We start from the raw sequence: 25,776 nt of genomic DNA, 5'->3' as shown, positions 1-25,776 counted from the left end.
TTAAAAAAATATTTTAGTGAAAATATTATTTAAATAAAAATCCTGTGTCATAACAACACAGGATTTTTAAACATCTAAATTTTAATGCTAATTACAGAAATCATTTTTTGTCAAATATATATTTTAACCATATATACGAGGATATTTTACTCCGTTAGTATCAAATAAATATACAACTCCATCTATGGTGTAATATCCACCAGCTGCAGCTCTAGCAGTATCAGGCATAAAATAATAGACATCGCCATTAATAGTTTGCCACCCAGTTACTGCCTTTGAGTTGTTACCAAAATAATATATAGAACCAAAGAAATTCAGTAATTTATTTTGATAAAGTATAGCCTCACCTGATACGTTATTACCAACAGTATTAGCAGGGGCAAAACATTCAAATCCATATGGTCCTTTAAACACACCTACCTGTGTAATACCATTTCTAAAATAGAAGTGTTTACCATCAATAATTGTATAACCATTCGCACCTATAGCTGTATCAAGTTCAAAGTAATATTTAAGGCCATCAATAATTTGCCATCCAGTTACTGCTTTTGAGTTGTTACCAAAGTAATATACATTATCTGCTAAATGCAGGAATTTATTTTGATAAAGTATAGACTGACCTTCTACGTTATTACCATCAGCATTAGCAGGGGCAAAATATTCAAATCCATATGGTCCTTTAAACACACCTATCTGAATTAAACCATTTCTAAAATAAAAGCTTTTATTATCAATAATTTTATAACCATCCGCACCTATAGCTGTATCAGGTTCAAAGTAATATCTATAGCCATCAATAGTTTGCCATCCAGTTACTGCTTTTGAGTTGTTATCAAAGTAATATATATTATCTGCTAAACGCAGGAATTTATTTTGATAAAGTATAGCCTGACCTTCTACGTTATTACCATCAGCATTAGCAGGGGCAAAATATTCAAATCCACTTGGTCCTTTAAACACACCTATCTGAATAATACCATCATTATTAAAGTAAAAATGTTTACCATCAATAATTGTATAACCAGTTGAAACTATGAAAGTGTTAGGATTGAAATAATATTTTTTACCATCAATAGTTTGCCAGCCTGCAACTGCAGCAGCAGTGTTAAGATTAAAATAGTATGTTTTACCACCCATAGTTTGCCAGCCTGTAACTGCAACAGCAGTGTCAAGATTAAAGAAAAATCTTTTTTTACCATCAGTAGTAATTTGCCAGCCTGTAACTGCGACAGCAGTATCAGGCTTAAAGTAATATTTTTTACCATCAATAGTTTGCCATCCAATAGCTGCTTTTGAGTTATTATTAAAGTAATATCTTTTACCACTCAAAATTAAGAATTTATTTTGGTAAACTATAGCCTGACCTTCTAGGTTATTATTATAAGTATTAGCAGGGGCAAAATACTCAAATCCATTAGGTCCTTTAAATACTCCTGTCACCATTTTAGAACCATTATTAGCATCAAAATAGAAATTATTTCTTTCAATAGTAATATATCCACTTTGAAGAATTCCATCATGGCTAAAATAATACTTATCATTATCAATAGTATATAGATGAGTCGTAGCAATAGCATTATTCGGATTAAAGTAATATCTCTTATCATCAATAGTTTGCCATCCAGTTACTGCTTTTGAGCTAGTATTGAAATAGTATAGATTTCCATCAAAAGTTAAAAATTTATTTTGATAAAGTATAGCTTCACCTTCTTGGTTATTATTATAAGTATTAGCAGGGGCAAAATACTCAAATCCATTTTGTCCTTTAAATACACCTAACTGCATCACACCACTATTATCAAAATAAAAATGGTCACTATTAATAATTGTATAACCAGTTGAAGCTATGGAAGTGTTGGTATCAAAGTAATACTTTTTACCATCAATAGTTTGCCATCCTGTAACTGCAACAGCAGTATTAAGATTAAAGTAATATTTTTTACCATCAATAGTTTGCCATCCTGTAGCTGCAACAGCAGTATTAGGATTAAAGTAATATTTTTTACCATCAATAGTTTGCCATCCTGTAACTGCTTTTGAGTTATTATCAAAGTAATATTTTTTACCATTCAAAATTAAGAATTTATTTTGGTAAACTATAGCCTGACCTTCTTGGTTATTATTATAAGTATTAGCAGGGGCAAAATATTCAAATCCATTAGAACTACTGAACACACCTATTTTCATTACACCATCATTGTCAAAATAAAAGTTTTTACCCTCAATGGTTTTATAACCAGTAAATGCAATAGAGGTGTCAATATCAAAATAGTATCTACTACCATTAATAGTCTGCCAAGCTTTTAAGATGACAGCATTATCAGGATTAAAACAATACTTATTGTTATCAATTACTTGTAATCCCACTGCAGCAATGCCAGTACTAGGGTTAAAGTAGTATTTCTTACCGTAAAGAATTTGCCATCCTGTAACTGCTTTTGAGCTAACATTGAAATAGTATAGATTTCCATTAAAAGTTAAAAATTTATTTTGATAAAGTATAGCTTCACCTTCTTGGTTATTATCATAAGTATTAACAGGGGCAAAGTACTCAAATCCATATGGTCCTTTAAATACACCTAACTGCATCACACCATTATTATTAAAATAAAAGTGTTTACCATTGATAATTGTATAACCAATTGAAGCTGCTCCATTATTTATATTAAAATAATATTTTTTACCATTTATAGTCTTCCATCCTGTTACTAAATTAGATTCTATAGGGTCAAAGTAAAATAATGAATTATTTATATTGATTAATCCCTTAACCAATTTACTATCTTCATTATAATAATAAGTTTTGTTATCGATTGTTTTAAACCCAAAATGTTCTCTATCTAATTCATTTTCAGAGTTAAATGATTTAAAATTACTCATTATATATCCTAGGGATAGTTTTTTAATATCTTTAAAATCTATACTCATTTTGTTAAATGATTGAGTGTTAGATAAAATATCTTTAAGTCTTATTTTTTGTAATATTTCCTTATTATTTTCTTCTAAATATCTAGATAAAATAAAGTCACGTCCTTCTGTAGACCATTTATACTCAAAAGAAGAACTATCCAAATTTATATTTACTTTTTCGTGGAATGTATTTGGGTTAAGAACTATAATCTCAGGATAGTAATCATTTAAATAATAATTAGTGTTAATATTTATTAAACTTGTATATAAATTAGGGGCAATCAATATTTTATTAATATATCTATCTATTCCATAGAGAGGTTCATAAGAAAAATCTAGTGAAGTATATATATCTTCACCTGTATCAATATTGTATATAGGTTCTACTATAAGGTTTTTACCATTTCCACTAAATATAGAGCTTTTAGATGCTGCTGTTTTCCATTTACCAAAATATATATCTATATTTTTATTATTATCACAAATAAATTCTACATATCCAAGATTAGCTTTACCATTGAGAACAAAGTATTTATCAACTACAAAGTCTATATTATTAACTCCAAATAATTTCCAAAACTGTATCTTCTCCAAAAATAAGTTTATAAAATTAGAAGTATTGTAGTTTCCATCTGAATTTTTTACAAAATCAAGGAAAGACGAGTATACAGATTCATTTAAATATAATCCATTTACTTTTACTTCGTTTTTACTAATTAAAGAAATAGAGAACTCTATACTTTTATCAGTATTATTATCAACATAATATTTTCCTGTTATATTATTAATATCATCTTTCATAAATACATTTATATTCTCTGCAACAAAATCTTTACAGTTAGACTCTAGTGTACTGCCATTATAAGATTCTAATATATTTTTATTATCTTTTTTATAATATATTATGCTTTTTTGACTCGTTTTAGATATAGCTCCAAAATATTTATTATTAGATTCATCAATATAGTTGTACATTATATTCTTAACATTTAGACCTAAAGTATCGATTTTCTCAATAGTATTAGATAAATTAGATATTAAATAATCTTTATCTCCAGACAATAATAAACTATAAGATTTTGCAACAAGGTTTATTTCTATTACTAAGCTAATTTTATCGTCTAACTCACAAGTCAAGAATATATATCTGTCTTTATTATCTATATCACCTGAAAAATATATTGTTTGATTACCTATAATAAGTTTATTTTTATTTATATCAATTTTACTTAAAACATCTTTTATTAAATTTCCTTTTTTAATAGTACCATCTTCTATAGATATTTCTCTTACTTCATTATCAATACTAAATATCCATAAATCATCTTTAACTAACTTTATATTCGTTGATATTGGATATGAAGATAATAATAAAGAGTAAGTTCCTCCTGCTCCCTCAAATGAATAAGATAACTTGTTTCTAATTTCATCAGTAGTTATAGTTGGCATTATGAAGTTTCTAGTATCTTTATCTAATTTAATTTTAATATTTGTGTCTTCATACACTGGTTTTAATGTAGTTATTGCAAAATCGAAAAATGCATAGAATCTCCAGTAGAATTTGCCTGGATATAAATCTCTTATTGAATCAAGTAATTTAGTTCCATCATTTTCTAATGACCTTAAACCTGGAACTGCTCCAGTTTCCCACCAAAACAATCTCGAAGTGGCATTAGGTAACATCATTAATTTTTTCGAAAAATCTAAATTTTCTGTTTGCATTCCTATTGCAGGATAAATTGATAATGGAGGAACATGAGAACTTATAGATGGAGATGAGAAAAAGTGATCTATGTTACTAGTTACTGTGTGTCCTGAGCCACCCTCCATTGCTAATATATCACATTTTCCTAGTTTTATAGAATCAGTATTAAAATCAACTTCTGATATTACTAAATCATCAATAGGAACTAAAACTTTATCATCTTCTGTTTTAAAAGGACCGTATTGTTTAGATTCAGCCAAATGATTAAAATAATCTACTACTGAAGTTGCTCCATCATGTAATATTAATTCATTATTAACTAATGAAGGTATTCCTGCAGATATACCAGCTATAGGTAATAAGAAAATAGTAAATTCAGCACCCATTCCAACAATTGAAGATATTGTTGCAGCAATAGATAGTGACATATTTACTGCTAAAACACCCACCTTAGCCTCTAACTCTTTTTTTAGCAATGGGTCTTGTTCGTCTATTAATTCCTTAATTGCTGCACCTAAATTTACTCCATCTAATATAGTAGACACAATAGGTATTCCCTCTGTTATAGTGGGTAGTACATTTATAGTATCATTTACTGCATTTGATATTAAGTTTATCAATTGAATAGAGTCATATATAGTGTTTAACCCTGTACTAAATAGTTGAGCATAGAGTTGAACCTTAACCGAAGTACTTAAACCATTTAATACATCTTTATTACTACTATAATCTATTAATGATTGAATAAAGAATGCTGCATTTAATGTATTAACTTGAGATACATGATCTAATTCTACATTATATATTAAATTACCATTAACATCTGCAACTATACTATTTTTTATAGTACTTATCTCTTCTGTAATATGTTCGCTATATTCTGAAAAAATTTCTTTTTCTGTCTGTACATAAACTGATTCACCATCATTTTTGTTAATAAATCTTACAGAATAAGTTGAATTATTTTTTGTTATATCTTCAAAAGATATTAAATATCTATCATCTAAATTATTTAAATTTTTTAATTCATATAATTCATCAGATACATTTTCAATGATATTAAACTCATTTATTAAATCATCTATAGAGTTGTGAATTATATTTTTAACAGGTTCTAATTTTTCATAATAAATGTAATCTCCAATAGAGGATTCAATATCAAGTTTAAGATTATTTAAAATAAATTTCACGTCAGGACTAATACTTGCATCAAGTAATAATGTTTTTATGTCCTCTGATATTGAAATTAATCCTGGAATATTCTTAGATTTCGCTTTTAGTGTATTATCTATAGGGTCAAAGAAAATGTATTCTTTACTAGATAAATCACTCATAATAGCTTCCTCTTTATTCATCCATTTACCAGAGTGAGCTAAAAGCTCTTTTCTTCCCTCACTATTAATTCTTACTTCATATTGATTTGCTCCTACAGTAATAGAATCTTTATTTACACTAGGTAAAGTGGAAGTAATCTTATCCATGATTCTTAATAGTAATTTACCAGGGTAAGTTTCCTCAACATTAATATCATAACTAAACATATTACATCCAAGCAAGTTTATTTCTACACTTTTAGGTGATATATCTAATTTTATGATATCTAAAAATGAACTTATCTCATTAGAAAGTGAATCTACACTTAATCTAGCAAATTCACTTGTGTTGAATTCATCTTTACCATGTCCAATAAAGGTTACTTTTATTTTTTCATTATTTTTTAACCTTTCAGGTATTCTATATTTATTTAATTCTATAATAGATTTTCCATCATCACTTAAAAAGTAGCTTTTTGCACTTTCATTCATATTTCGTTGTATAATAATGCTATTTTCGGGATTTTTAGAAAATAGATTACAAGCTGATTCATAACTTACATCATCTCCTTGTAGCTGTATGATATAGTGAACGTAATTTTTACTTCCAGTTTCTTTTAAATTATTTGATGGAATTTTATCATTTAATAAATAGTTTTTATTTATAACAGTATTTTTATTAAAGTCTAATCCACTGTCTTCAGAAAGAGATTCACCAGTATAATCTCTTACATATTTCTCAAACTGATATTTTGCACTCGCTTTATCAAAACTCCATAAGCTTTTCATTTCTTGTTCTGTAAATTGCGATAGATTACTTTCTGGAAATTTAAATTCTGTTAACCATGATGTATCTAAAGCTTTCGTTAGAGTATTTTCTTGTAAATTCATAAAATCATAGTAAGCTAATAAATAGGCTCCTGGACCACTTAAACTTATTGTAGAGCGGACTTCTGGCATAAATCCCACTTCTAAATATGGCGCTATTCTAGTTAAAAATGAAGCGTTATCTTCATTAACTGACTCAAATAATGAATCTTGGAAAATTTTGGTCACATCTGAGAAGTTACTCCCAGATTCTATAGCTGGATTAAGATGCTGGTTTAAAAATTTATATCGTATTTTTATTTGTTCTATTACTAGGTTGGTAAGATATGAACCTTTTTTTGATATCAAGGCTTGATTTATAATACTACCTAAAGCAAAAGCTATTTTAAGTTCAATATCAGACACATCTAAATTTCCTAACTTAGAAAATATTTCAGATTTTTCACTTTTACTTTCTATAATGATTTTAAAATTATCTTTTAATTGTTGATCAAGCTTATCAAAATTTTCTGATGTATAATTATTTATATATTTCTTATACTTCATAATAGCCTCTAATTTTATCTTTTCCCAAGTATCTTTTGCTATATAATCAGGTTTAGATATTGCTTGAAATAAATCAGAGTGTATGCCTGGAAGCATATCGACATCTAAATATACTCCTCCAAATTTTTTTAATACTAATAATCTTACTACATCAGATGCTGCAGCTAGATTCCCATGATTTAACAATTCTTGATTATAAATACTTAATAATTCTTGTTCTGTAAACAAGTTATTAGATCTGATATCTATCCCATTATTACTATTTATTTTTCTCAAAGAATTTGTTCTATAGGATTCTAATAAACTTGCGTCTTTACCATATTCAGCTACTAGATGAGACTTTATAATATCATCTATTGTAGGTACTGTAGGTTTATTGATTTGAGATTCATAATAATTTATAAACCTTTTTTGTCTATCATATATAAGTTCCATCCTCTTTTTGTAAAATATCATATTATCAAATTGAGGATTTTTAATCTCTTCTTCTAATAATTGTAATGCTTCATTGGTAGAAGATTCAACTATAGCTTTTTTTAGTGTATTAGCCAAGAATACCTCACTATCATACCACAGTTTGACACTATATTCTGTATTAACATCAGTCCATTGTTTTATATATTCAAGAGCAACATCACTTACTTCTCCACCTATCCATATAAAATGTAAATTTTTTTCTACAGGACTTATATTGGAATTTTTAATAAGAATTACTTCCTTTAGTATATCTTTTTTTAGATTAGATAATGCTCTATTTCTACTTGAATTCTTATATTTATTCATGAAAAAATCAATAGAATCACTTAGTTTTTTTAATTGTAAGTATTTCTCCTCAGTATTATTTGTAACTAACTTATTGTATTCATCTAAATTAGTTAATATAGCTTTATACTCATTTTCTCTTGGTTTAATGCTATATGCTAGTTTTATTAAATCTTCTTTAGATATTAAAGACATAAAAACCTCCTCGTATTATTATTTTTAATAAAGTAAAATATATCTTATACACTCCTTTCTATTTTTAAAAATAAATTAATATCAATTTTTTATAGTTTAAGTCTTCATATTTAACTCACTTCCTAACATTTTAATCTAAAGACACTCAATTAGTTAATTGACTCTTCTATCATATAAAAAGGTTATCTTATAGCAATCTGTAAACCTATTTTATATTTTTTTAATATTTTTTATTTCTTTATATATTTTTTCTGTAATTTTTAATCTATCAGTTAAATCCTTTATTAAAATTTGATAGTTATTTTCTCTATTATTTTGCCTTTCATCAAATATTTTTTGTGTTTTTATTATATAAAAAATTAAAAAAATACTTAAAACAGACCATATACCTTGTGTCGATGCTAATTTCAAAATATCACTTTCCATTATAACAACTCCTTTTTATTTCCTTAAAATCTCTGTTTTTATCTAAATAAACATTAAGATTCAAGATATTCTCATAAAATTCTATAAACTCAAACTTTATTTTAGAATATTTTTTAAATTAACTAACTTTTTTTAATAGTGTCTCAAAACAAATAAAAATTCTTGTAAACAATCTACTGAGTTACTTCTTGATAAAATAATTAATTCATAAAAAGACTTTTCATATAATCACCTCTCTTATAGTTATAATGATGACTTTTTTTGAATTTTGACAACATATTTTTGAATTTAAGAATTATAGTTGTAAAAAATATAAAATAAAATTATTTGAAAATACATTAATTTAAGAGACTTAAAAGATAATTTTATTTAATTCATCTATCGTAGTACCAAAATATTCTGTTAATTTAGAAATATAAAAAAGGTGAACTACTGTGGACTCATTGTAGCTCACCTTTTTATTGGTAAATCTCCATACTAGGTAGAATACTTTATGAAAATATATTCATATTAAGTATTTTATAATTTAAGTTTTCATATCTATTCATTTCCCAATATTTTAATTTGAATATATTTGGTTAGCTAACTACTCTTCTATTAAATAAAGACCTACTTTGATACAAATATGTAAATCTAATTTAGATTTTTTATATATTTTCTATATCATTTTAGTCTATTGGTTAAATTAATTATTAAAATTTGGTATTTATTCTCTCTATTATTTTATATATTTCAAAATATTTTTTGCGCTTTTATCCTTTAAAAAATTCTTCGTCTATATATTTAGATATTTTTTATAATCATTTTTTATTTTTTTAAAGGCTCTATTTTTAGCCTTATTAACAGCTTGTCTTGATATATTTAACTTCATAGATATCTCTTTGTCAGAATATCCTTTTAGATATTTATAAAAAATAACTTTCCTTTGAATCCCACATAACTCCTTAAAAACGTATTCATAGAAACAAATACTTTCTTCAAAAAAACATTTATCTAACTGAATATCAATATTCAATACATTCTCATCAAATTCTACAAATTTAAATTTTATTTTAGAATATTTTTTAGACAATTCAAAGGTTTTATTAAGCAATGATTTATGAATATATTTGACTATTGCACCGTCATTTTTCATATTAAATTTTTCTAAATCCATTTTTTTTAGTAGTTCAATAAAAAATATTATTAAATCTGTATTCCCCTCTTCATAGTGTAAAAATTTACTAAGTTTTTTTAGTAATGGTTCAAAAGTAAATAAAATTTCCTGTAAATCCTCTACTGAATTTCTTCTTGATGAAATAATTAGTTCATAAAAAGATTTTTTCATATAATCACCCCTCTCGCACTTATTAAGGATGATTTTTTTTGAATTTTGACAACATATATTCAAAATTAGTCATTACATTCGTAAAATAGGAATAATATTTTACAAAAAATATAAAATTAAAGTATTTGAAAATACATTAATTTAAAGGTTATTTTGAAATACTTTATTAAATTAATAAATAAGTTATATGAGAATAGTAATGAAATTATATGAAAACATCAAATAAATTATATATCAATAATAAAGATATTATATAAAAATAATTATTTTTTTAACACTACAAAAATAAAATTTTTTATCGATATATTATAAAAAGTTATATTATGTAAATACGTGAAAGCTATTATTCTTTTCTGTATTTCAATTTTTATTGTAAATAGGAATCGTTATGGATGTATACATTATTATCTTATAATAATACTATTTCCCAAATAATGTTAAAAGATAAACAATATATTGTTAAATAAAGACTTTGGTATGGATACCATAGAAGAAAAAATAAGAAATTGTATTAAAATTTAAGTTATTAATTAAAAAAAGAAATAATAAAAAATAGTATATAAAAATCTAAAAATGGAGTTGAATTCAAAATTTGATTAGAAAAAATCAATTTTGAGACAACTCCATTTTATAAAAAGTTATTATTTAAAAAATTTATTATTCTCTTAAGAGATATTTATGGTTTTGCTTTTGGAGTAAATACTACTGACATAAGATATCCAAAGAATATAGCTGCTGCTATTCCACCAGCTGTAGCAGTTGTACCACCTAGAAAAATACCTAAAAAACCATCACTTTGAATTGACTTCATTACTCCTTTAGCAAGTGAATATCCAAATCCTATTATAGGAACGGTTGCACCTGCTGCTGCAAACTTAACTAATGGTTCATAAAGTCCTAGAAAAGTTAAAACTACACCAGTTGTTACATATGTTACCATAACATATGGAGTTTGCATTTTAAAATAGTCCATCATTACTTGTGCTATTAAACATATAATTCCACCTACAATAAATACTCTTACATAGTCCATTAACATATATATCACTTCCTACTCATTTACTATTACTACTGCATGTGCAACACATGGTATTGTCTGCTTTTGTAGTGTACTTGTCGGCGAAAGTAGTGCTCCTGTTGATACAAGCATTACTTTGTTAAATTCTTTTTTTCTCAATTTATCATATATATATCCTGCAAATACTGTAGCTGAACATCCACATCCACTTCCACCACAATGAACATCTTGTTCTTTAAGGTTAAACATCTCTATACCACAGTCAGTGTAAACTTTTGATATATCTACACCCTTTTCTTTTAAAAAGTCTTCTGTTATCTGTTTTCCAAGAGTACCTAAATCTCCAGTAGCAATTATATCAAAGCTATTTGGGTCATCATTAGTATCTTCAAAATAAGAATATATGGTATCTATTGCTGCTGGAGCCATAGCTGGTCCCATATTATTACCATCATCAATACCCTCATCTATTACTTTACCAACTGTAACATACTTTACCTTTGGACCTTCTCCATTAGAAGCTAGTAATACACTTCCTGCTCCTGTAACTGTCCACTGAGCTGTCATTGGTTTTTGATTTCCTAGTTCCAATGGGAATCTAAACTGTCTTTCTGCTGTACAGTAGTGGCTTGATGTACCTGACAGTACTAAATCCGCAAAGCCACCATCTATAAGCATAGAACCTATACAAAGACCTTCTGCCATTGTAGAACAAGCTCCATATATACCTAAAAATGGAATTGCCAATTCTCTTGCTGCAAATGATGCTGGCACTATTTGATTTATTAAATCTCCACCTAGCATATAATTTACATCTGTCAGTTTTTTCCCTGCCTTTTGTATAGCTTTATGAGAAGCAGTCTCTACCATTTTACTTTCAGCTAATTCCCAAGTTTTTTCACCATATAAATCGTCGGTCATAATCATATCAAAATAGTCCTTTAGTGGTCCTTCACCTTCCTTAGGACCCACTATAGTTCCAGTTGATATTATTGTTGGTTTATTTTCTAACTTGACTGTTCTTTTTCCAATTCTTTTATTTTTCATATTTTCACACCTTTTTAATTTTGCATTTTAATATTTAATTTTTTAATATTAATTAAAATCTGCATGATTATTTCCTAACTAACTACTTCCATAACTATTTTTCAGATTTCATACCTTCTTTATAATTAATAAAATTTAAATTAAATAAAAATCCTCTAAAACATCTTAAAAATATAATAAATAATTCCACATAAAATAGAAGAACCTATACCATAAACTAAAACTGGTCCTGCAATTTTAAATAGGTTTGCACCTACACCTAATACATAACCTTCTCTTTTATACTCCATTGCTGGAGATACTATTGAGTTAGCAAAACCTGTTATTGGAATTATAGAACCAGCTCCAGCCCTTTTTCCTATTAGGTCATAGACTCCTAATCCAGTTAAAAATGCCCCTATAAATATTAGCGTTATTGATGTTGCAGAACTAGCACCTAATTTATCAAGACCTCCAACTTTCATGTACAAATCATTTATTGCTTGCCCTATCATACAAATAATTCCACCTACAATAAATGCAAGCGTATAGTTTTTTAAATATGTAGGTTTTGGGCTTATTTGGTCTACATATTTCTTATAATTTTTATCCATACTAAACACCTCTCTAAAATATTATTTGTCAATTTTAAAAAAATAAACCTATTATTTATTTTGACCATCTAAAGTTTTGTCAAAAAATAAAAAAGATGCCCAATAAAGAAAAAATCTATTTTCCTATAAAGACACCTTATTTTAATATTTTTTATTTTTTTAATACTTTTTATTGTTTTAATATCTTTTAATAATAATTTAAAAACTTAACATAAAAAATTATTACGTCTTATTTTAGTAATATCTTTATTATATTGTTATATTTTTTTATTCTACATATCATAAGTATTCTCATGATATATATTCTTTTAACTTAGACAATACTTTTTTCTCTATCCTAGATACTTGAACCTGTGATATATTAAGCATTTCTCCTATTTCACTTTGAGTCATATCTTCAAAATATCTGAGAACTATTATTTGACGTTCTCTCTTATCCAATCTTCCAAGTATGTCTTTTAACAATATATTATCTACTACTTTTTCTTCTTCACTTTCTCCTTTCATGCTTATTTTATCAATAAGACATATTGGAGAACCTTCTTCTTCATGAATAACTCCTTGCAAATACTCAACGTTAAAATTAGCTTCCATAGCCATTACTAAATCTTCTTTTTCTACATCTATTGATTTAGCTAATTCTTCTATACTCGGTTCTCTACCTAATTTTTTAGTTAAAGCTTCACTTTCCATCTTTGCCTTTACAGCTATTTGCTTTAATGACCTTGATACTTTTATCATACCATCATCTCTTAAGTATCTCTTTATTTCACCTAAAATCATTGGTACTGCATAAGTAGAGAATTTTACATTAAATTTTGGGTCAAATTTATATATTGATTTTATTAAGCCTATAGAACCTAACTGAAATAAATCTTCTCTATCATATCCTATATTTAAAAATCTAGATACAACGCTCCTAACTAGACCTAAATTGCTTGATATTAATATTTCTTTTGCCTCTTCATCTCCATTTTGAACTTTTTCAATAAGTTCTAGAGTCTCTTCATGACTAAGAAGAGGTTTCTTTTCTTCTCTGGCAACAGTTACTTCCATAATAAAACCTCACTTTTGGACTTTATTTAGGCACATTTATTTTTTTAGTCATTTCAATTCTAGTCCCATTATCTTTTACAGAACTTACCTCTACATCGTCCATAAAGCTTTTCATTACTGTGAATCCCATTCCTGATCTATCAAGTTCTGGTTTTGATGTATAAAGTGGTTCCATTGCCTTCTCCACATTTTCTATTCCATACCCTTCATCTTCAACTATAATCTTTATAGTATTTCCTTCTATCTCACATCTTAAGAATACAAACTTAGAACTGTCTTCTTCATATCCATGTATTATAGCATTCGTAACAGCCTCAGAGACAGCAGTTTTTATATCCACTAATTCATCTACTGTTGGGTCTAACTTAGCTGCAAAGGATGCTACTATAACTCTTGCTAAACTTTCATTTTCAGATATTGCCGAAAATTTAACTTCCATAATATTATTCATCACATACTCCTCCCTACAAAGAACTTAGAGCTTCTTCATACGTATCATAAATGCCAATAATTTTATTTAACCCAGATAAATCAAAAATCTTCTTAACTCGTGAACTTATATTAATTACTGAAACTCGTCCCCCTTCATTAGAAATCTTTTTATATCTACCTATGATGACACCTATACCTGAAGAATCCATAAAATTAATATTTTCAAAATTAAATACAACATTTTTCACTTGATTTACACTTAATAAGTTATCTATTTCTTCCCTTATTTCATTGGCTACATGGTGGTCTAGTTCTGAGCACATAAATTCTATGTATAGATTCTTATGTTCTAAGGAATAATTTACCATCAAAATCCCTCCTTCAATAGTTTTGTAAAAATAGTAACTTTTAATCAATTCTATAATTATATTTCTATTCCTTCAATGAAATTTAACTAGTTTTGTCGTATTATTTCTACCATGCTTTCATTATATGTTACCTGACCACCAAAATCTGATATACCAGAGTCTGTCAAAGTATTAGGATTTCCATGTTTCTTCCACCAACCAACATACATTTTTACTATATAATTACCTACTCCATCATCTATATTTATTTGTACATTTATTTTTGCTTTTTTTGACCTTAATGTCACAATATCTTTATCCTTAATACCTACTTTTTTAGCCATGCTTTGATTTACATATGCTTGGGCTATAGATTTTTTATCCATAAAATGCTGGCTAAATAAAGTATCTGCATGATGATTAGTTAATAATCTAAAAGAAATATTTTCATTTTTATCTTCTATTTCTTTATGTTTATTACTTATATACACTGGTATTGGGCTTATTCCCAAACTTTTTATACTTTCTGAATAAAGCTCGTATTTTCCAGAGGGAGTTTCAAACTTCTTATCTTCCCAAGCAACAGGATTATGTATAGTAAAATAATTATTTTTAAGTTTTTCTATATCTATATTTTTATCAAAATGTTTAAGTGGTTCAATCACTTTCCCTAAATACTCCCTCTTTTCTACAAAGGGATAACTATTTAGTTCCATCTTTTTAGCTAGCTCCATAAAAAAATAATATTCATCCATCAATTTATGTGCTGGCTTTACTGCTCTTTCATTATAGGTTATATATGGATTAGTCATTGAACTATAAATTATATCTTCACTCTCTAATGTATTTGTACAAGGTATAAACATGTCACATAGAGTAGCTGTATCAGTCATAAACATATCAAAACATACTTTAAATTCAATCTTTGAAAATACCCTCTCAAGTTCTACTAAATCTGGCAATTGATTCATCATATTACTTTTAGTTATCACAGCCATCTTTATAGGAATATTACCTTTGATTGATTTACTAGATAAACTATGTAATTCACTTGATATATAGTCTGTTTCATTTGACATTATATCAAATTCATCTGATACATGATTTATTTTATTTAATGTTATATCAAGTTCATTTGATACATAATTTATTTTGTTTGATGTATGCTCTAAAGATTCTTCTATAAATTTACTGATATTACTTACATAAAACTCCCTATCTTCACCATATGATTGGCTATTGTAAGGGTCAGAATTTATAATACTTGGATAAACTTTATTAGCATAGTTTACCCCTCCACCACTAAATCCTATTTGACCAGTTATAGCTCCTAAAGCATCTATAGCTCTTATTGTATTTCCACCATTTTTATATTTTTGAAGCCCATATCCAATGTTTATACTTGAATATTTGTTAGTATATAAAGTAACTAGTTCTCTTATATCATTCTCTTTAACACCACATTCATCACTTAAAAAACTTAATTCCAACGAACATAAATATTTTTTATACTCTTCAAAACCAACAACATATGAATTTATATATTCTTCATCATATAATTTATCTTCTACTATAATTTTTGCCATAGCCATAGCTAAAGCTCCATCTGTTCCAGGATTCACCTGTATGTACTTATCTGCTATTTGAGCTGTTTTTGTATATATAGGGTCAATCACTACTATCTTTATACCTTTTTCTTTAGCTTTTTTAATTATTTGCATAGTATGAATTGTAGTATATGCTGGATTTTTTCCCCACACAAATATACTTTTACTATTTAACATATCTTCTATAGCATGACCTTTTGCTACTCCAAAATCATACTTTTGTGCATGCATCCCTGCACTCCAACATGGACCTCCCTTATGCCTACTAACACCTCCGTAAAAATTAAAAAATATATCTCCTATGTATTTTAATACAGACCCACTTCCATATTGGTCATAATGCATGACAGATTTTGATGTATACTTATCTTTATAATATGTAAGCTTTTCTGCCATTATTTCTATAGCCTTATCAAAAGAAATCTCTTTCCATACTCCATCAACTTTAATCATAGGAGTCTTTATCCTATCTTTATGATTTAATCTATCTAAATGAGCCATCCCTTTTTTGCATATAAAACCTTTCGTGTAAGGATGATTTTTATCCCCTTCAATTTTTATTACATTATTTCCTTTAGTATAAACATTAAATTTACAACAATCATAGCAATCTAATGTACATCCATGACTTAATTTTTTTATTATATCCATAAAATATCCTTCTTTCCATTTTCTTACCTTAATTAAAAATTAATATACATATCCTCTACCATGAGTCATTTCTATTTTTCATCACTCATTATAATATTAACAAATGTACTTATTTAAAACAATTATTTTGAAAGTCTTATACTTATTTCTAAATAACATATACAAGAACCGTAAGTCTTAACTTTTATCTGCTATTATCCGTTAAGGTCTACCTACTTCTACTACCGATAACTTGTAATGTACTTCCCTCAAATTGCCCATTTTATTTAATTACAAAAATAAGGCTCTCTCAAAATAGAGATAAGCCTTTTTTCATTGTTGAAATGATGAAAATATATTTAATTTTATACAAAAAAGAGTGCCTCATGAACTAAAAAGTTCATTTTGAGACACCCCCCATAAAAATTTTACATAACTTGTCCACCAGTAATATTTATAGATTGACCAGTACAGTATTCAGCTTCCTTAGAAGCATAAAATGTAAGCATATTTGCAACATCTATAAATCTACAGCCTCTTTTTAAAGGCACTTTATCTATATAAACTTGCTTAACTTCTGATTCAGGTATTCCCAATTTTACTGCATATTGAGGAACTAAACTTTCAAACATATCAGAATCAAGTAAATTACCAAGCATCAGTGCATTTACAGTTATCTTATGTTCTGCCAAATCTAGGGCTAAACTTTGAGTAAGCCCTACTCCAGCAAATTTACCTGCTGAATATCCTGAATTATGCTTACTTCCTACTCTACCTGACTTTGAATTTATCTGTATTATTCTACCCTCAATACCTTTTGCTATCATTACTTTCGATACTTCTCTTGCAAATAGAAAGTACCCATTTAAATTTACGTCTACAATAAATTTAAAATCTTTGTATCCAAAGTCAGTTATTTTTTTACTTACAGCCACTCCTGCATTGTACACTAATAAATCTATTCTATCATAATCATTTTCAATAGCTTTTACAGTACTCATAACCTGTGTTTCATCTATGGCATTACAACCATACCCTATAGATTTACAATCAAATTCTGCTTCTATTTCTTCAGCTACTTTTTTTGCGTTGTCTTCATTTAAATCTGCAATAGCAACGTCATAACCTACTTTAGCTAAGTGTTTAGATAAAAATTCACCTAAGCTTCTTCCTCCTCCAACGACTAAAGCCACTTTTCTCATTTTCATTTCCCCTTTGTATCACATTAAAAGTTAACTTGATTAGTTAAATTGACTTTTACCCATAATTTACTTATAATATGATTAGATTAATTTTAAATTTTATTTTCTAATTATTTTTAGTATAGTACCTACTCCAATAGGTGCTATTTCTTTTTCTTCAAGATATAAGGTCCCTCCAATTGCTCCATTTTTTTCACCTGTAAATTTAAATGTTATATGACCTAATTCTGAAAGATTTTGGTTTACTAACTCACCAACAGAAGTAATTTTGTAATCAACATTATTTATTGATAACACATCATTCGTAAGTATTTCTTTTACTAAATTATTTTCAGAATGTATATAACAGTAATTTTCTAATTCCTGAGGAGCATTATCTTTGAAAGTTACAAACATATTATGTTGTAAAAATTCATCTGCATTATCTCCTATTTTATTTATTTGAGTACTGTATATTAATTCCATATCAACTGAACCTCTCTCTAACTATTTATAAAGTATTCTTTTATTTATATAGTCCTAAGCTTGCTAACCATGCTAATAGAACAGTTGGTGCACCTGTCAAAAACCTAGAATATAAAACTGATGGAACTCCTACTTGAACTGTATCAGGTTCAGCTTCTGCAAGACCAAGCCCTACTGGTATAAAGTCACATGCTGCTTGTGAGTTTATTGCAAACAATGCTGGCAATGCTAAACTTGGTGGAATATTTCCTTTTCCTATTTCTGTCCCAACCAATACACCCACTATCTGAGCTATAACAGCTCCTGGTCCAAGAAATGGAGACAACAATGGAAATGAACATATTATTGATAAAACAACTAAACCTCCAACATTTCCGATTAATGGAGTAAGTAAATTGGCTACCCAATTTCCTATGCCTGATTGATTTATTATACCTATTAGGACTGCAACGAAAGCCATAAAAGGCAGTATAGTATGTATTAATGTATCTATAGTATCCCTACCAGCTTGAAAAAGAGTACTTGTCACATTACCTAGTGCTATACCTATTTTTGCAACAATTCCTTGACTCTGTTCACTTATCTTCTTTTTAGTATCATAAGCCATATTTCTTCCCTCCTACTTCCACAATTATAATTGCTCTATATTTGTTGGTTTTACCCCTGAAACATATATATCTTCTTTTATAAACATTGCCAACGGTCCGCTTTTTCCTGTTTTCATTATATTTATAGTTGGTATTTTCTTTTGAGGATATATACCACATCTCAATGTTCCACCACAATTTATTATTACACATGCGATTTCATCATCTTTAACACCTTGTGAAAATCCATCTATTAATTCACATCCTGTAAGTTCAGCTATTTTTACTGCAGTTTCTGGCTTTGCTCCCCCAGTTACATACACTACTTTATTCTTCTTTTCTGTTGGCTCTATTATCAATGGTCCACCCCATCCTCCAGAACCCTTTACTATTTTAACTTTATTAAATGACATATAATTTATCCTCCTCTATACACTATCTTTTTATTTGAATAATTTACTTATGCCTTAAAGTAATTACCCAATCTTTATATCTGAATTTAGTGCTATCCCTTGTTGCTTCTCTACAAATTTTGTTGTATAGTCAGTAACTACACCTTTAATAAAGTTTGCAATTATACCCACTAGCAAATACCTAACTGCCAAATCTGCTGTTGAGAATCCCAAAGTTGTTATACCATTTGCAATTCCTAGATATATAAATAGTTCACCTGGATTGATGTGTGGGAACAATCCATTCATTGTATGACATGAAAAACTTGCTGCTGCAAAATAACTAGGTTTAAACTTTTCTGGTAAGAATCTTCCCAATGATAGGGTCATAGGATTTGCAAATACAAATGTACCAAGAACTGGTAATATTAAATATCTAGTAAATATATTTGCAGAACATTTTTTTGCAAGCCTCTCGACTCTATCCGTACCTATAAAGTTGATAATTGCATTCATTGTAACAAGTAGTGCTACTAAAAGTGGTACTATATCTGTTACAAAGCCTACAAATTGTTGCCCACCTGCCCTAAATAAATTCATAAAACTATCTGCACCACTTGCTAATACTTGAAAAAATTGCGTCATATTAACTCCTCCTTATAAATATATTTTTTTAAATTACTTCCATCTTAAATTCTTCATCAGTACTAAGATTATTTGTATCTTCACATTTATTTTTCTCAAATGTTATGTACTGTTTGACTGCATCTAGTATTGCTTTTTTAAGTAGTTTATTGTAAACAATTAAATCTGATTTGTCTATGTACCTTAAGTTCTTTCCTACCAAACCTTCAAATGGCTTTACTCTTGCCAATACTGTAACACCTTGCATTTTTCTAGTCTCAACAATCACACCATCATCATTTATAAGTATCAACACAATTACACCAGATGAAATTCTTCCTTTTTTTCTACCTATTGCCACTCTTCCTTTTCTTTTTAGTTCAATATAATTCTTATTAAAATCTTTAAGTTGTAAGTATCCAAGGAATATATTTAATAAATAAACTATAATAAGTGATACTATAATAAAAATTACTGGGTCCATATTATTACCTCCTCTTGGTAATTATTTCATAAAATTCATCAAATGATTTTACCCTAGCAAGTTCTTCTACCATTTTCTTATTTCTCCCTACTTCAAGTACTTCTTCATAGCTTTTTATTATCAGGTCTGTACTACCCACATTCTTATCTGGAATTATCATCAATATTATTATTCTAACTTCCTTTGTATCCCAAACTACTGTTTTTTCTAATATCCCAAACGCTAGATAAAGGTTTTCTTCATTAGTACTAACTGAGTGAGGTAATGCTATATAATTGTCTAATGCTGTTGAAGATTTCTTTTCCCTTTTTAATACATTTTCTTTAAACTCGATATCAACAATTCCTTTATGTACTAGCTTTTCTAACATCTCTTCTAAATTTTCCATAAATGTGTCCTTATTCAATATGAAGAACTTATCCTCTTCAATCAACTTACCTATAAAAGGGATATTTTTTTCAATCTTTTTTATAGACTTAAAATTTATACTATTTTTCAAAAGTATTGCATTTTCTATCTCTTTCTTTATACTTTCTTCGTTAAATAACGCATTTACTCTAAAAACTGGAACATCTAAATCTGTCTTAAAATCTACTGTTGTAAATACTAAATCATAGTACTTTAATAAATCTAAATTGGCTTTAGCTTCTATATCAGAAAAAGTATTTACTTCTACACTTTCTCCAAGTATTTTTCCTATCTTTATTCTAATGAGTTGTGCAGTCCCAAGACCTGTTCCACAAACAACAGCTACTCTATTTACATTTAGAACTTTTCTTGAATTTTTTTCAAAATAACTTCCAAAGTGTAATGCTATATATCCTATTTCATGGTCACATATTTTCAAGTCAAACTTTTCTTCAATTATCATTGCAGCTATCTTTGCGACACTATATGGAAATGTATATCTTTTCTTTATTTCTTGTAATAGTGGATTTTTTACTCTTATATTGAATCTCATTCTATTAAGTGCGAAATACAAGTGATACTCCAAATTCTCTATAAGCTTTTTATCTTCCTTAAAATCAATTCCAGAGGTCTCCAATAAAAAACTAGTTACTTCATCTACAACTTCTTTTACACTATCATTTATCTTTATACTGCTAAGTGCTAATTTTGTACTAGGGGCTTTTCTACCTATTAATGGCATTGTCAAAAATATGGTTTCTTTTTCATTTAAAATTATATTAAATATCTTTTCTAGTAAAGACTTGAGTTTTAGTCCCAAAATATATTCATCTGAACATCTTATTACTTCAAATCTCTTATCAATCTTTTCAAACTTATATCCATTTAGATTTCTTAAAACAGATATTATCATATATCTTTCAACATCCTTTAAGACCTGTTCTGTTATGTAGAGTTCTTCTTTTTTAAATAACTTTTTTAATTCATTTCTAAGACATTCAATATCATAATCTTTAACTAAACTTATGTGATTAACGTTTTCCAATATATCAATATAATTTTCATACAACCTATCAAGGACTAGCAACCTTATATCCATTTCTTCACCAACTAAAATCATGCCTATATTTGGTTTCCTTTTCAATTCTAAATCGTATTCAGCTAAAATTCTGTCTGCCTTTTTTAAATCCCTTATTAATGTTGTTCTTCCTATACATATCTCTTCAGCCAAATCATCTATAGTAATTGGATTGTTAGTCATAGTTAAAATATCAAGAACATAATTTATTCTTTCATCAGGTGAATTTAAATTTATAAAATTTGATGGCTTTCCTCTATTAAAATTTACAATCTCAATTAATTTACTTTCATTCCCAATTCTTATACTATATGCACCTTTTTCATTTTTAACTATTTTAGCAATATCATCTTTTAATTCTCGATTAATCTGGTTTATATAGTTTCTGATAGTCCTAGTACTGACACCTAGAACATTTGAAAATTGTTCTAGAGTATTTGTGTCTTCTTTCAACACCATTTCTAAAATCAAAAAAACCCTAGGGTCCATATAAGTCATTGACATCTTTTTCTCCCCTTTGTTATCTTACATTTCTTATTATAATCTAAACTATATAGATAATTAATATTCTCTTTTTCAAATTAGATTTGAAAAAGAGGAACTAATATTCATTTTTTCACAACAATGTGAAAAATTATAAATTAGTATATTAAATTCTATTCTCAAATGAAAATCATATATTAACTTTTATTTAATTATATATTTTTAATATATTATTTTTTGTACATTGAATCTATTTATAAATTAATTTTAAAATACTAATCACAATAATATTATATAAAACAATAAAAGCCTTATGCTGTTAACTCTTACAGATTATCTACTATCTGTTTTGAAAACACATCAGGCTTTTTAAATATTCAATATATTATATTATTTTATATATTTATTTTCTAATTATATTTTTGTATGCTATACACTATTTTTTCTTTTTATTTGCTTTTTCTATATTAATCTTATTACCTTTTATCTTAATATCTTTCATCTTTTCAATTACTGTTTTTGCATCTTTTTTAGGTATTTCAACAAAAGTATACTTATCATATATATCTATAGTTCCTACCACTTTACCTGGTATTCCAACTTCTCCAGCTATAGCACCAACTATATCTTTTGCTTGTACTCTTTGATTTCTACCAATATTGATAAATAATCTAATCATACCATCTTTAGCACCAGTACCACCTTTTCTATCTCCACGCTCTCTTCTAGGTTTTTCTTCTATGATTTCTTCCTTCATTTCTTCGCCTAGAGATAGCTTCACAAGTGCAGCAGCTATGTCAACCATTGCATAGTCTTCATCATTACAGAAACTTTCTAACCATTGTAATTGTTTAGTTAAATGACCTTCTTCTATAGTTTGTTTAACTTGTGCAAAGAAAGTACCTACTTTTTTCTCTTCAACATCAGTTATTGTTGGTATGTTATGTTTTATTAATTTAGATTTAGTATATCTTTCTATATCTTTCATCTTTCTCATTTCTTTTCCAAATACAAAAGTAAACGACATACCTTCTCTACCAGCACGACCAGTTCTACCAATTCTATGAACATAATACTCTTCATCTTGTGGTAAATCATAATTGAATACACATTCAACATCATCAACATCTATACCTCTAGCTGCAACATCAGTAGCAACAAGTATATCTATTGTACCATTTCTAAACTTATCCATTACTATATCTCTTTGAGTCTGCTTTAAATCACCATGTAATGCATCTGCAAAATATCCTCTTGCCTGTAAATCTCCTACCAATTCATCTGCTTTTCTCTTAGTATTACAGAAAACAACAGATAATTTAGGGTCATATACATCAACTAATCTACATAATACTTCTAATTTATTTGATGACCTAGTTTCTATATAATATTGCTTTGTATTTGAAACTGTAAGTTCTTTTCTAACAACTTTTATATGTTCTGGGTCTTTTTGATATCTCTTAGTTAATTCCAAAATACCTCTTGGCATAGTAGCTGAAAAGAAAGTTGTTTGTCTTTCTTCTGGAATCTTACTTAAAATCATTTCTATATCTTCTCTAAATCCCATATCTAGCATTTCGTCTGCTTCATCTAATATAATCATTTTTACATTATCCATTTTTAATGTTTTACGATTTATATGGTCTATTGTACGTCCTGGTGTACCTATCACAACTTGCACACCACTCTTTAGAGATTTTATTTGTCTATCTATTGGCTGACCACCATATATAGGTAATGTCTTTATTCCGTGCGAATATTTAGCTAATTTTCTTATTTCTGTTGATACTTGTATTGCAAGCTCTCTTGTTGGGCAAAGTACTACAGCTTGTAAACTTCTATTATTTGGGTCTATTGTTTCTAGTATAGGTATACTAAAAGCGGCTGTTTTTCCCGTACCAGTTTGAGCTTGTCCTATAACGTCTTTACCTGACAAAATCGCAGGTATAGACTGTGCTTGTATAGGAGATGGTTCTTCAAACCCCATTTCAGCTATTGCTTTTTTTATTCCCTCACTTATTGGTAAATCTTCAAACTTTGTTATATTCATATATTATTCCTCTCCGTTATCAATTAATCTTAACCTATCCATTATACACTTTTTTAGGATATTCTGCAATTAATATTTTAAACAGTATAGTTAAATAATATACATGAAATACAAAATTGATATGTACAGAAAATATGTGAATAACATCAATATACCCTGTATTCTACTAAGTCTATTCGATTTAAGTGTTGGTATTATTACTATTAATAGCAATAATATCATAAATGGTATATCCAATTTTCTATTTTGAGATAGTATCGGTATGTTATTTGGTATTGCTGACACAGCTATTACTGACACTATATTCAATATGTTTGCACCCAAAATATTCCCTACTGATATTTCATGATGATTTTTTCTTATAGCCGTGATTGATGAAACTATTTCTGGCAGAGAAGTTCCAAGTGCTATTATAGTCAAACTTACTATACCTTGAGGTATATTTAAAAAACTCGCTATTTTTACTCCACTTTCTATAAGGATTTGTGAACCTATTATCATCATTATCAAACCTGTAGCAAAAAGTAATAGTATTTTTACAATTTCTAATACAGAAAAACCTCTATAATTCTTACCCTTTTTAGTAGATGTGTCTTTAATAGTATTATTTTTAATATTTCTATTTTTAGTATTTGATTTTCCAACGACACTTCTATAATTATTAACCATATAAAAGATTAATATTATTATAAGTAACAACGAATCCCCTCTTGTTATAACTCCATCTAGACCCAATAAAATTAAAACTATAACGGATACTATTAATAGTAAAGACTTAGAAAAAAACATTTTTTTATCTACATTAAATGGACTTATAAAAACAACCAACCCTAATGCTAATCCTGTATTACATATTATAGAACCAACTGCATTTCCTAAACTCATTGTAGTGTGACCATCAATAGAAGCAAGTAGAGACACTGTAAATTCAGGTAATGTGGTCGCAAAACTAACAATAGTTGCTCCAAGTATAATTTCTGATATGTTCGTTTTTCTACCTATCTCTACAGTACAATTTATAAAGATATCTGCGCCTTTAGTAATTAATAGGAAACCTACTAAAAATAATATCACTGTGATAAACAATATATCACCTCCCCCTATTAAATAAATATTCAATTTGTGAAGATGTATGCTTTTTCTTTTTTCTATAATAAAATTTATTTAGTCCAAACCCAAAATAAAAAATACTCTCTCCTCAATTAGTTATTTATTTGTTTCATTTTATTTATATATGGGTATAATTTCATCACATTATTAA

The 25,776-nt window shown here is 27.5% G+C and carries 19 protein-coding genes; all 19 read right to left on the bottom strand.

The window, feature by feature from the left end; translation table 11 throughout:
- Positions 1-123 precede the first annotated feature (123 nt).
- Positions 124-8,259: a peptidase C80 gene (locus JJC02_04025; GenBank protein ID UDN55358.1), complete on the bottom strand. Its 8,136-nt coding sequence runs from the start codon at positions 8,257-8,259 to the stop codon at positions 124-126.
- Positions 8,260-8,469: 210 nt separating this feature from the next.
- Entirely contained in the window at positions 8,470-8,685 is a 216-nt protein-coding gene (locus JJC02_04020; protein ID UDN55357.1) for a hypothetical protein, read from the bottom strand.
- Between the two features lie 775 nt (positions 8,686-9,460).
- Positions 9,461-10,012, bottom strand: coding sequence for a sigma-70 family RNA polymerase sigma factor (locus JJC02_04015; GenBank protein UDN55356.1), 552 nt, complete (start codon positions 10,010-10,012; stop codon positions 9,461-9,463).
- Between the two features lie 676 nt (positions 10,013-10,688).
- A complete protein-coding gene (gene spoVAE / locus JJC02_04010) occupies positions 10,689-11,051 on the bottom strand; it encodes a stage V sporulation protein AE (GenBank protein UDN55355.1) in 363 nt (120 codons plus the stop codon).
- A gap of 12 nt (positions 11,052-11,063) precedes the next feature.
- Complete coding sequence (gene spoVAD / locus JJC02_04005; GenBank protein ID UDN55354.1) at positions 11,064-12,077, bottom strand: stage V sporulation protein AD; 1,014 nt, start codon at positions 12,075-12,077, stop codon at positions 11,064-11,066.
- 155 nt (positions 12,078-12,232) lie between these two features.
- Positions 12,233-12,670 (bottom strand): stage V sporulation protein AC, encoded by a 438-nt coding sequence (gene spoVAC, locus JJC02_04000; protein UDN55353.1) that lies wholly within the window; start codon positions 12,668-12,670, stop codon positions 12,233-12,235.
- 291 nt (positions 12,671-12,961) lie between these two features.
- On the bottom strand, positions 12,962-13,726 hold the full coding sequence (sigF, locus tag JJC02_03995) for an RNA polymerase sporulation sigma factor SigF (protein ID UDN55352.1): 765 nt from the start codon (positions 13,724-13,726) through the stop codon (positions 12,962-12,964).
- A 22-nt stretch (positions 13,727-13,748) separates the two neighbouring features.
- Positions 13,749-14,177 (bottom strand): anti-sigma F factor, encoded by a 429-nt coding sequence (locus JJC02_03990; GenBank protein UDN55351.1) that lies wholly within the window; start codon positions 14,175-14,177, stop codon positions 13,749-13,751.
- Between the two features lie 13 nt (positions 14,178-14,190).
- On the bottom strand, positions 14,191-14,526 hold the full coding sequence (spoIIAA, locus tag JJC02_03985; GenBank protein ID UDN55350.1) for an anti-sigma F factor antagonist: 336 nt from the start codon (positions 14,524-14,526) through the stop codon (positions 14,191-14,193).
- A gap of 86 nt (positions 14,527-14,612) precedes the next feature.
- Positions 14,613-16,763, bottom strand: a complete 2,151-nt coding sequence (locus JJC02_03980; protein UDN55349.1) for a molybdopterin-dependent oxidoreductase — start codon at positions 16,761-16,763, stop codon at positions 14,613-14,615.
- A 407-nt stretch (positions 16,764-17,170) separates the two neighbouring features.
- On the bottom strand, positions 17,171-17,944 hold the full coding sequence (gene srlD / locus JJC02_03975) for a sorbitol-6-phosphate dehydrogenase (GenBank protein UDN55348.1): 774 nt from the start codon (positions 17,942-17,944) through the stop codon (positions 17,171-17,173).
- 99 nt (positions 17,945-18,043) lie between these two features.
- Positions 18,044-18,409, bottom strand: a complete 366-nt coding sequence (locus JJC02_03970) for a PTS glucitol/sorbitol transporter subunit IIA (protein ID UDN55347.1) — start codon at positions 18,407-18,409, stop codon at positions 18,044-18,046.
- 40 nt (positions 18,410-18,449) lie between these two features.
- Positions 18,450-19,016 (bottom strand): PTS glucitol/sorbitol transporter subunit IIB, encoded by a 567-nt coding sequence (locus tag JJC02_03965; GenBank protein UDN55346.1) that lies wholly within the window; start codon positions 19,014-19,016, stop codon positions 18,450-18,452.
- A 24-nt stretch (positions 19,017-19,040) separates the two neighbouring features.
- Entirely contained in the window at positions 19,041-19,409 is a 369-nt protein-coding gene (locus JJC02_03960) for a PTS sorbose transporter subunit IIB (GenBank protein UDN55345.1), read from the bottom strand.
- 63 nt (positions 19,410-19,472) lie between these two features.
- On the bottom strand, positions 19,473-20,033 hold the full coding sequence (gene srlA, locus JJC02_03955) for a PTS glucitol/sorbitol transporter subunit IIC (protein UDN55344.1): 561 nt from the start codon (positions 20,031-20,033) through the stop codon (positions 19,473-19,475).
- A gap of 28 nt (positions 20,034-20,061) precedes the next feature.
- Positions 20,062-20,496, bottom strand: a complete 435-nt coding sequence (locus tag JJC02_03950; protein UDN55343.1) for a transcriptional regulator GutM — start codon at positions 20,494-20,496, stop codon at positions 20,062-20,064.
- Positions 20,497-20,500: 4 nt separating this feature from the next.
- Positions 20,501-22,486 carry a transcription antiterminator gene (locus JJC02_03945; GenBank protein UDN55342.1) on the bottom strand — a complete coding sequence of 662 codons (1,986 nt, stop codon included), beginning with the start codon at positions 22,484-22,486 and terminating at the stop codon, positions 20,501-20,503.
- Between the two features lie 415 nt (positions 22,487-22,901).
- A complete protein-coding gene (locus tag JJC02_03940; GenBank protein ID UDN55341.1) occupies positions 22,902-24,515 on the bottom strand; it encodes a DEAD/DEAH box helicase in 1,614 nt (537 codons plus the stop codon).
- Positions 24,516-24,605: 90 nt separating this feature from the next.
- Positions 24,606-25,667 (bottom strand): calcium/sodium antiporter, encoded by a 1,062-nt coding sequence (locus JJC02_03935; GenBank protein UDN56371.1) that lies wholly within the window; start codon positions 25,665-25,667, stop codon positions 24,606-24,608.
- Positions 25,668-25,776: the final 109 nt, after the last annotated feature.

Source organism: Clostridioides sp. ES-S-0054-01, assembly GCA_021561035.1.
In the GTDB taxonomy this organism is placed as follows: Bacteria; Bacillota; Clostridia; order Peptostreptococcales; family Peptostreptococcaceae; genus Clostridioides.
The sequence above is the reverse complement of the archived record's forward strand: the minus strand, read 5'-3'. Positions and strand labels throughout refer to the sequence as shown.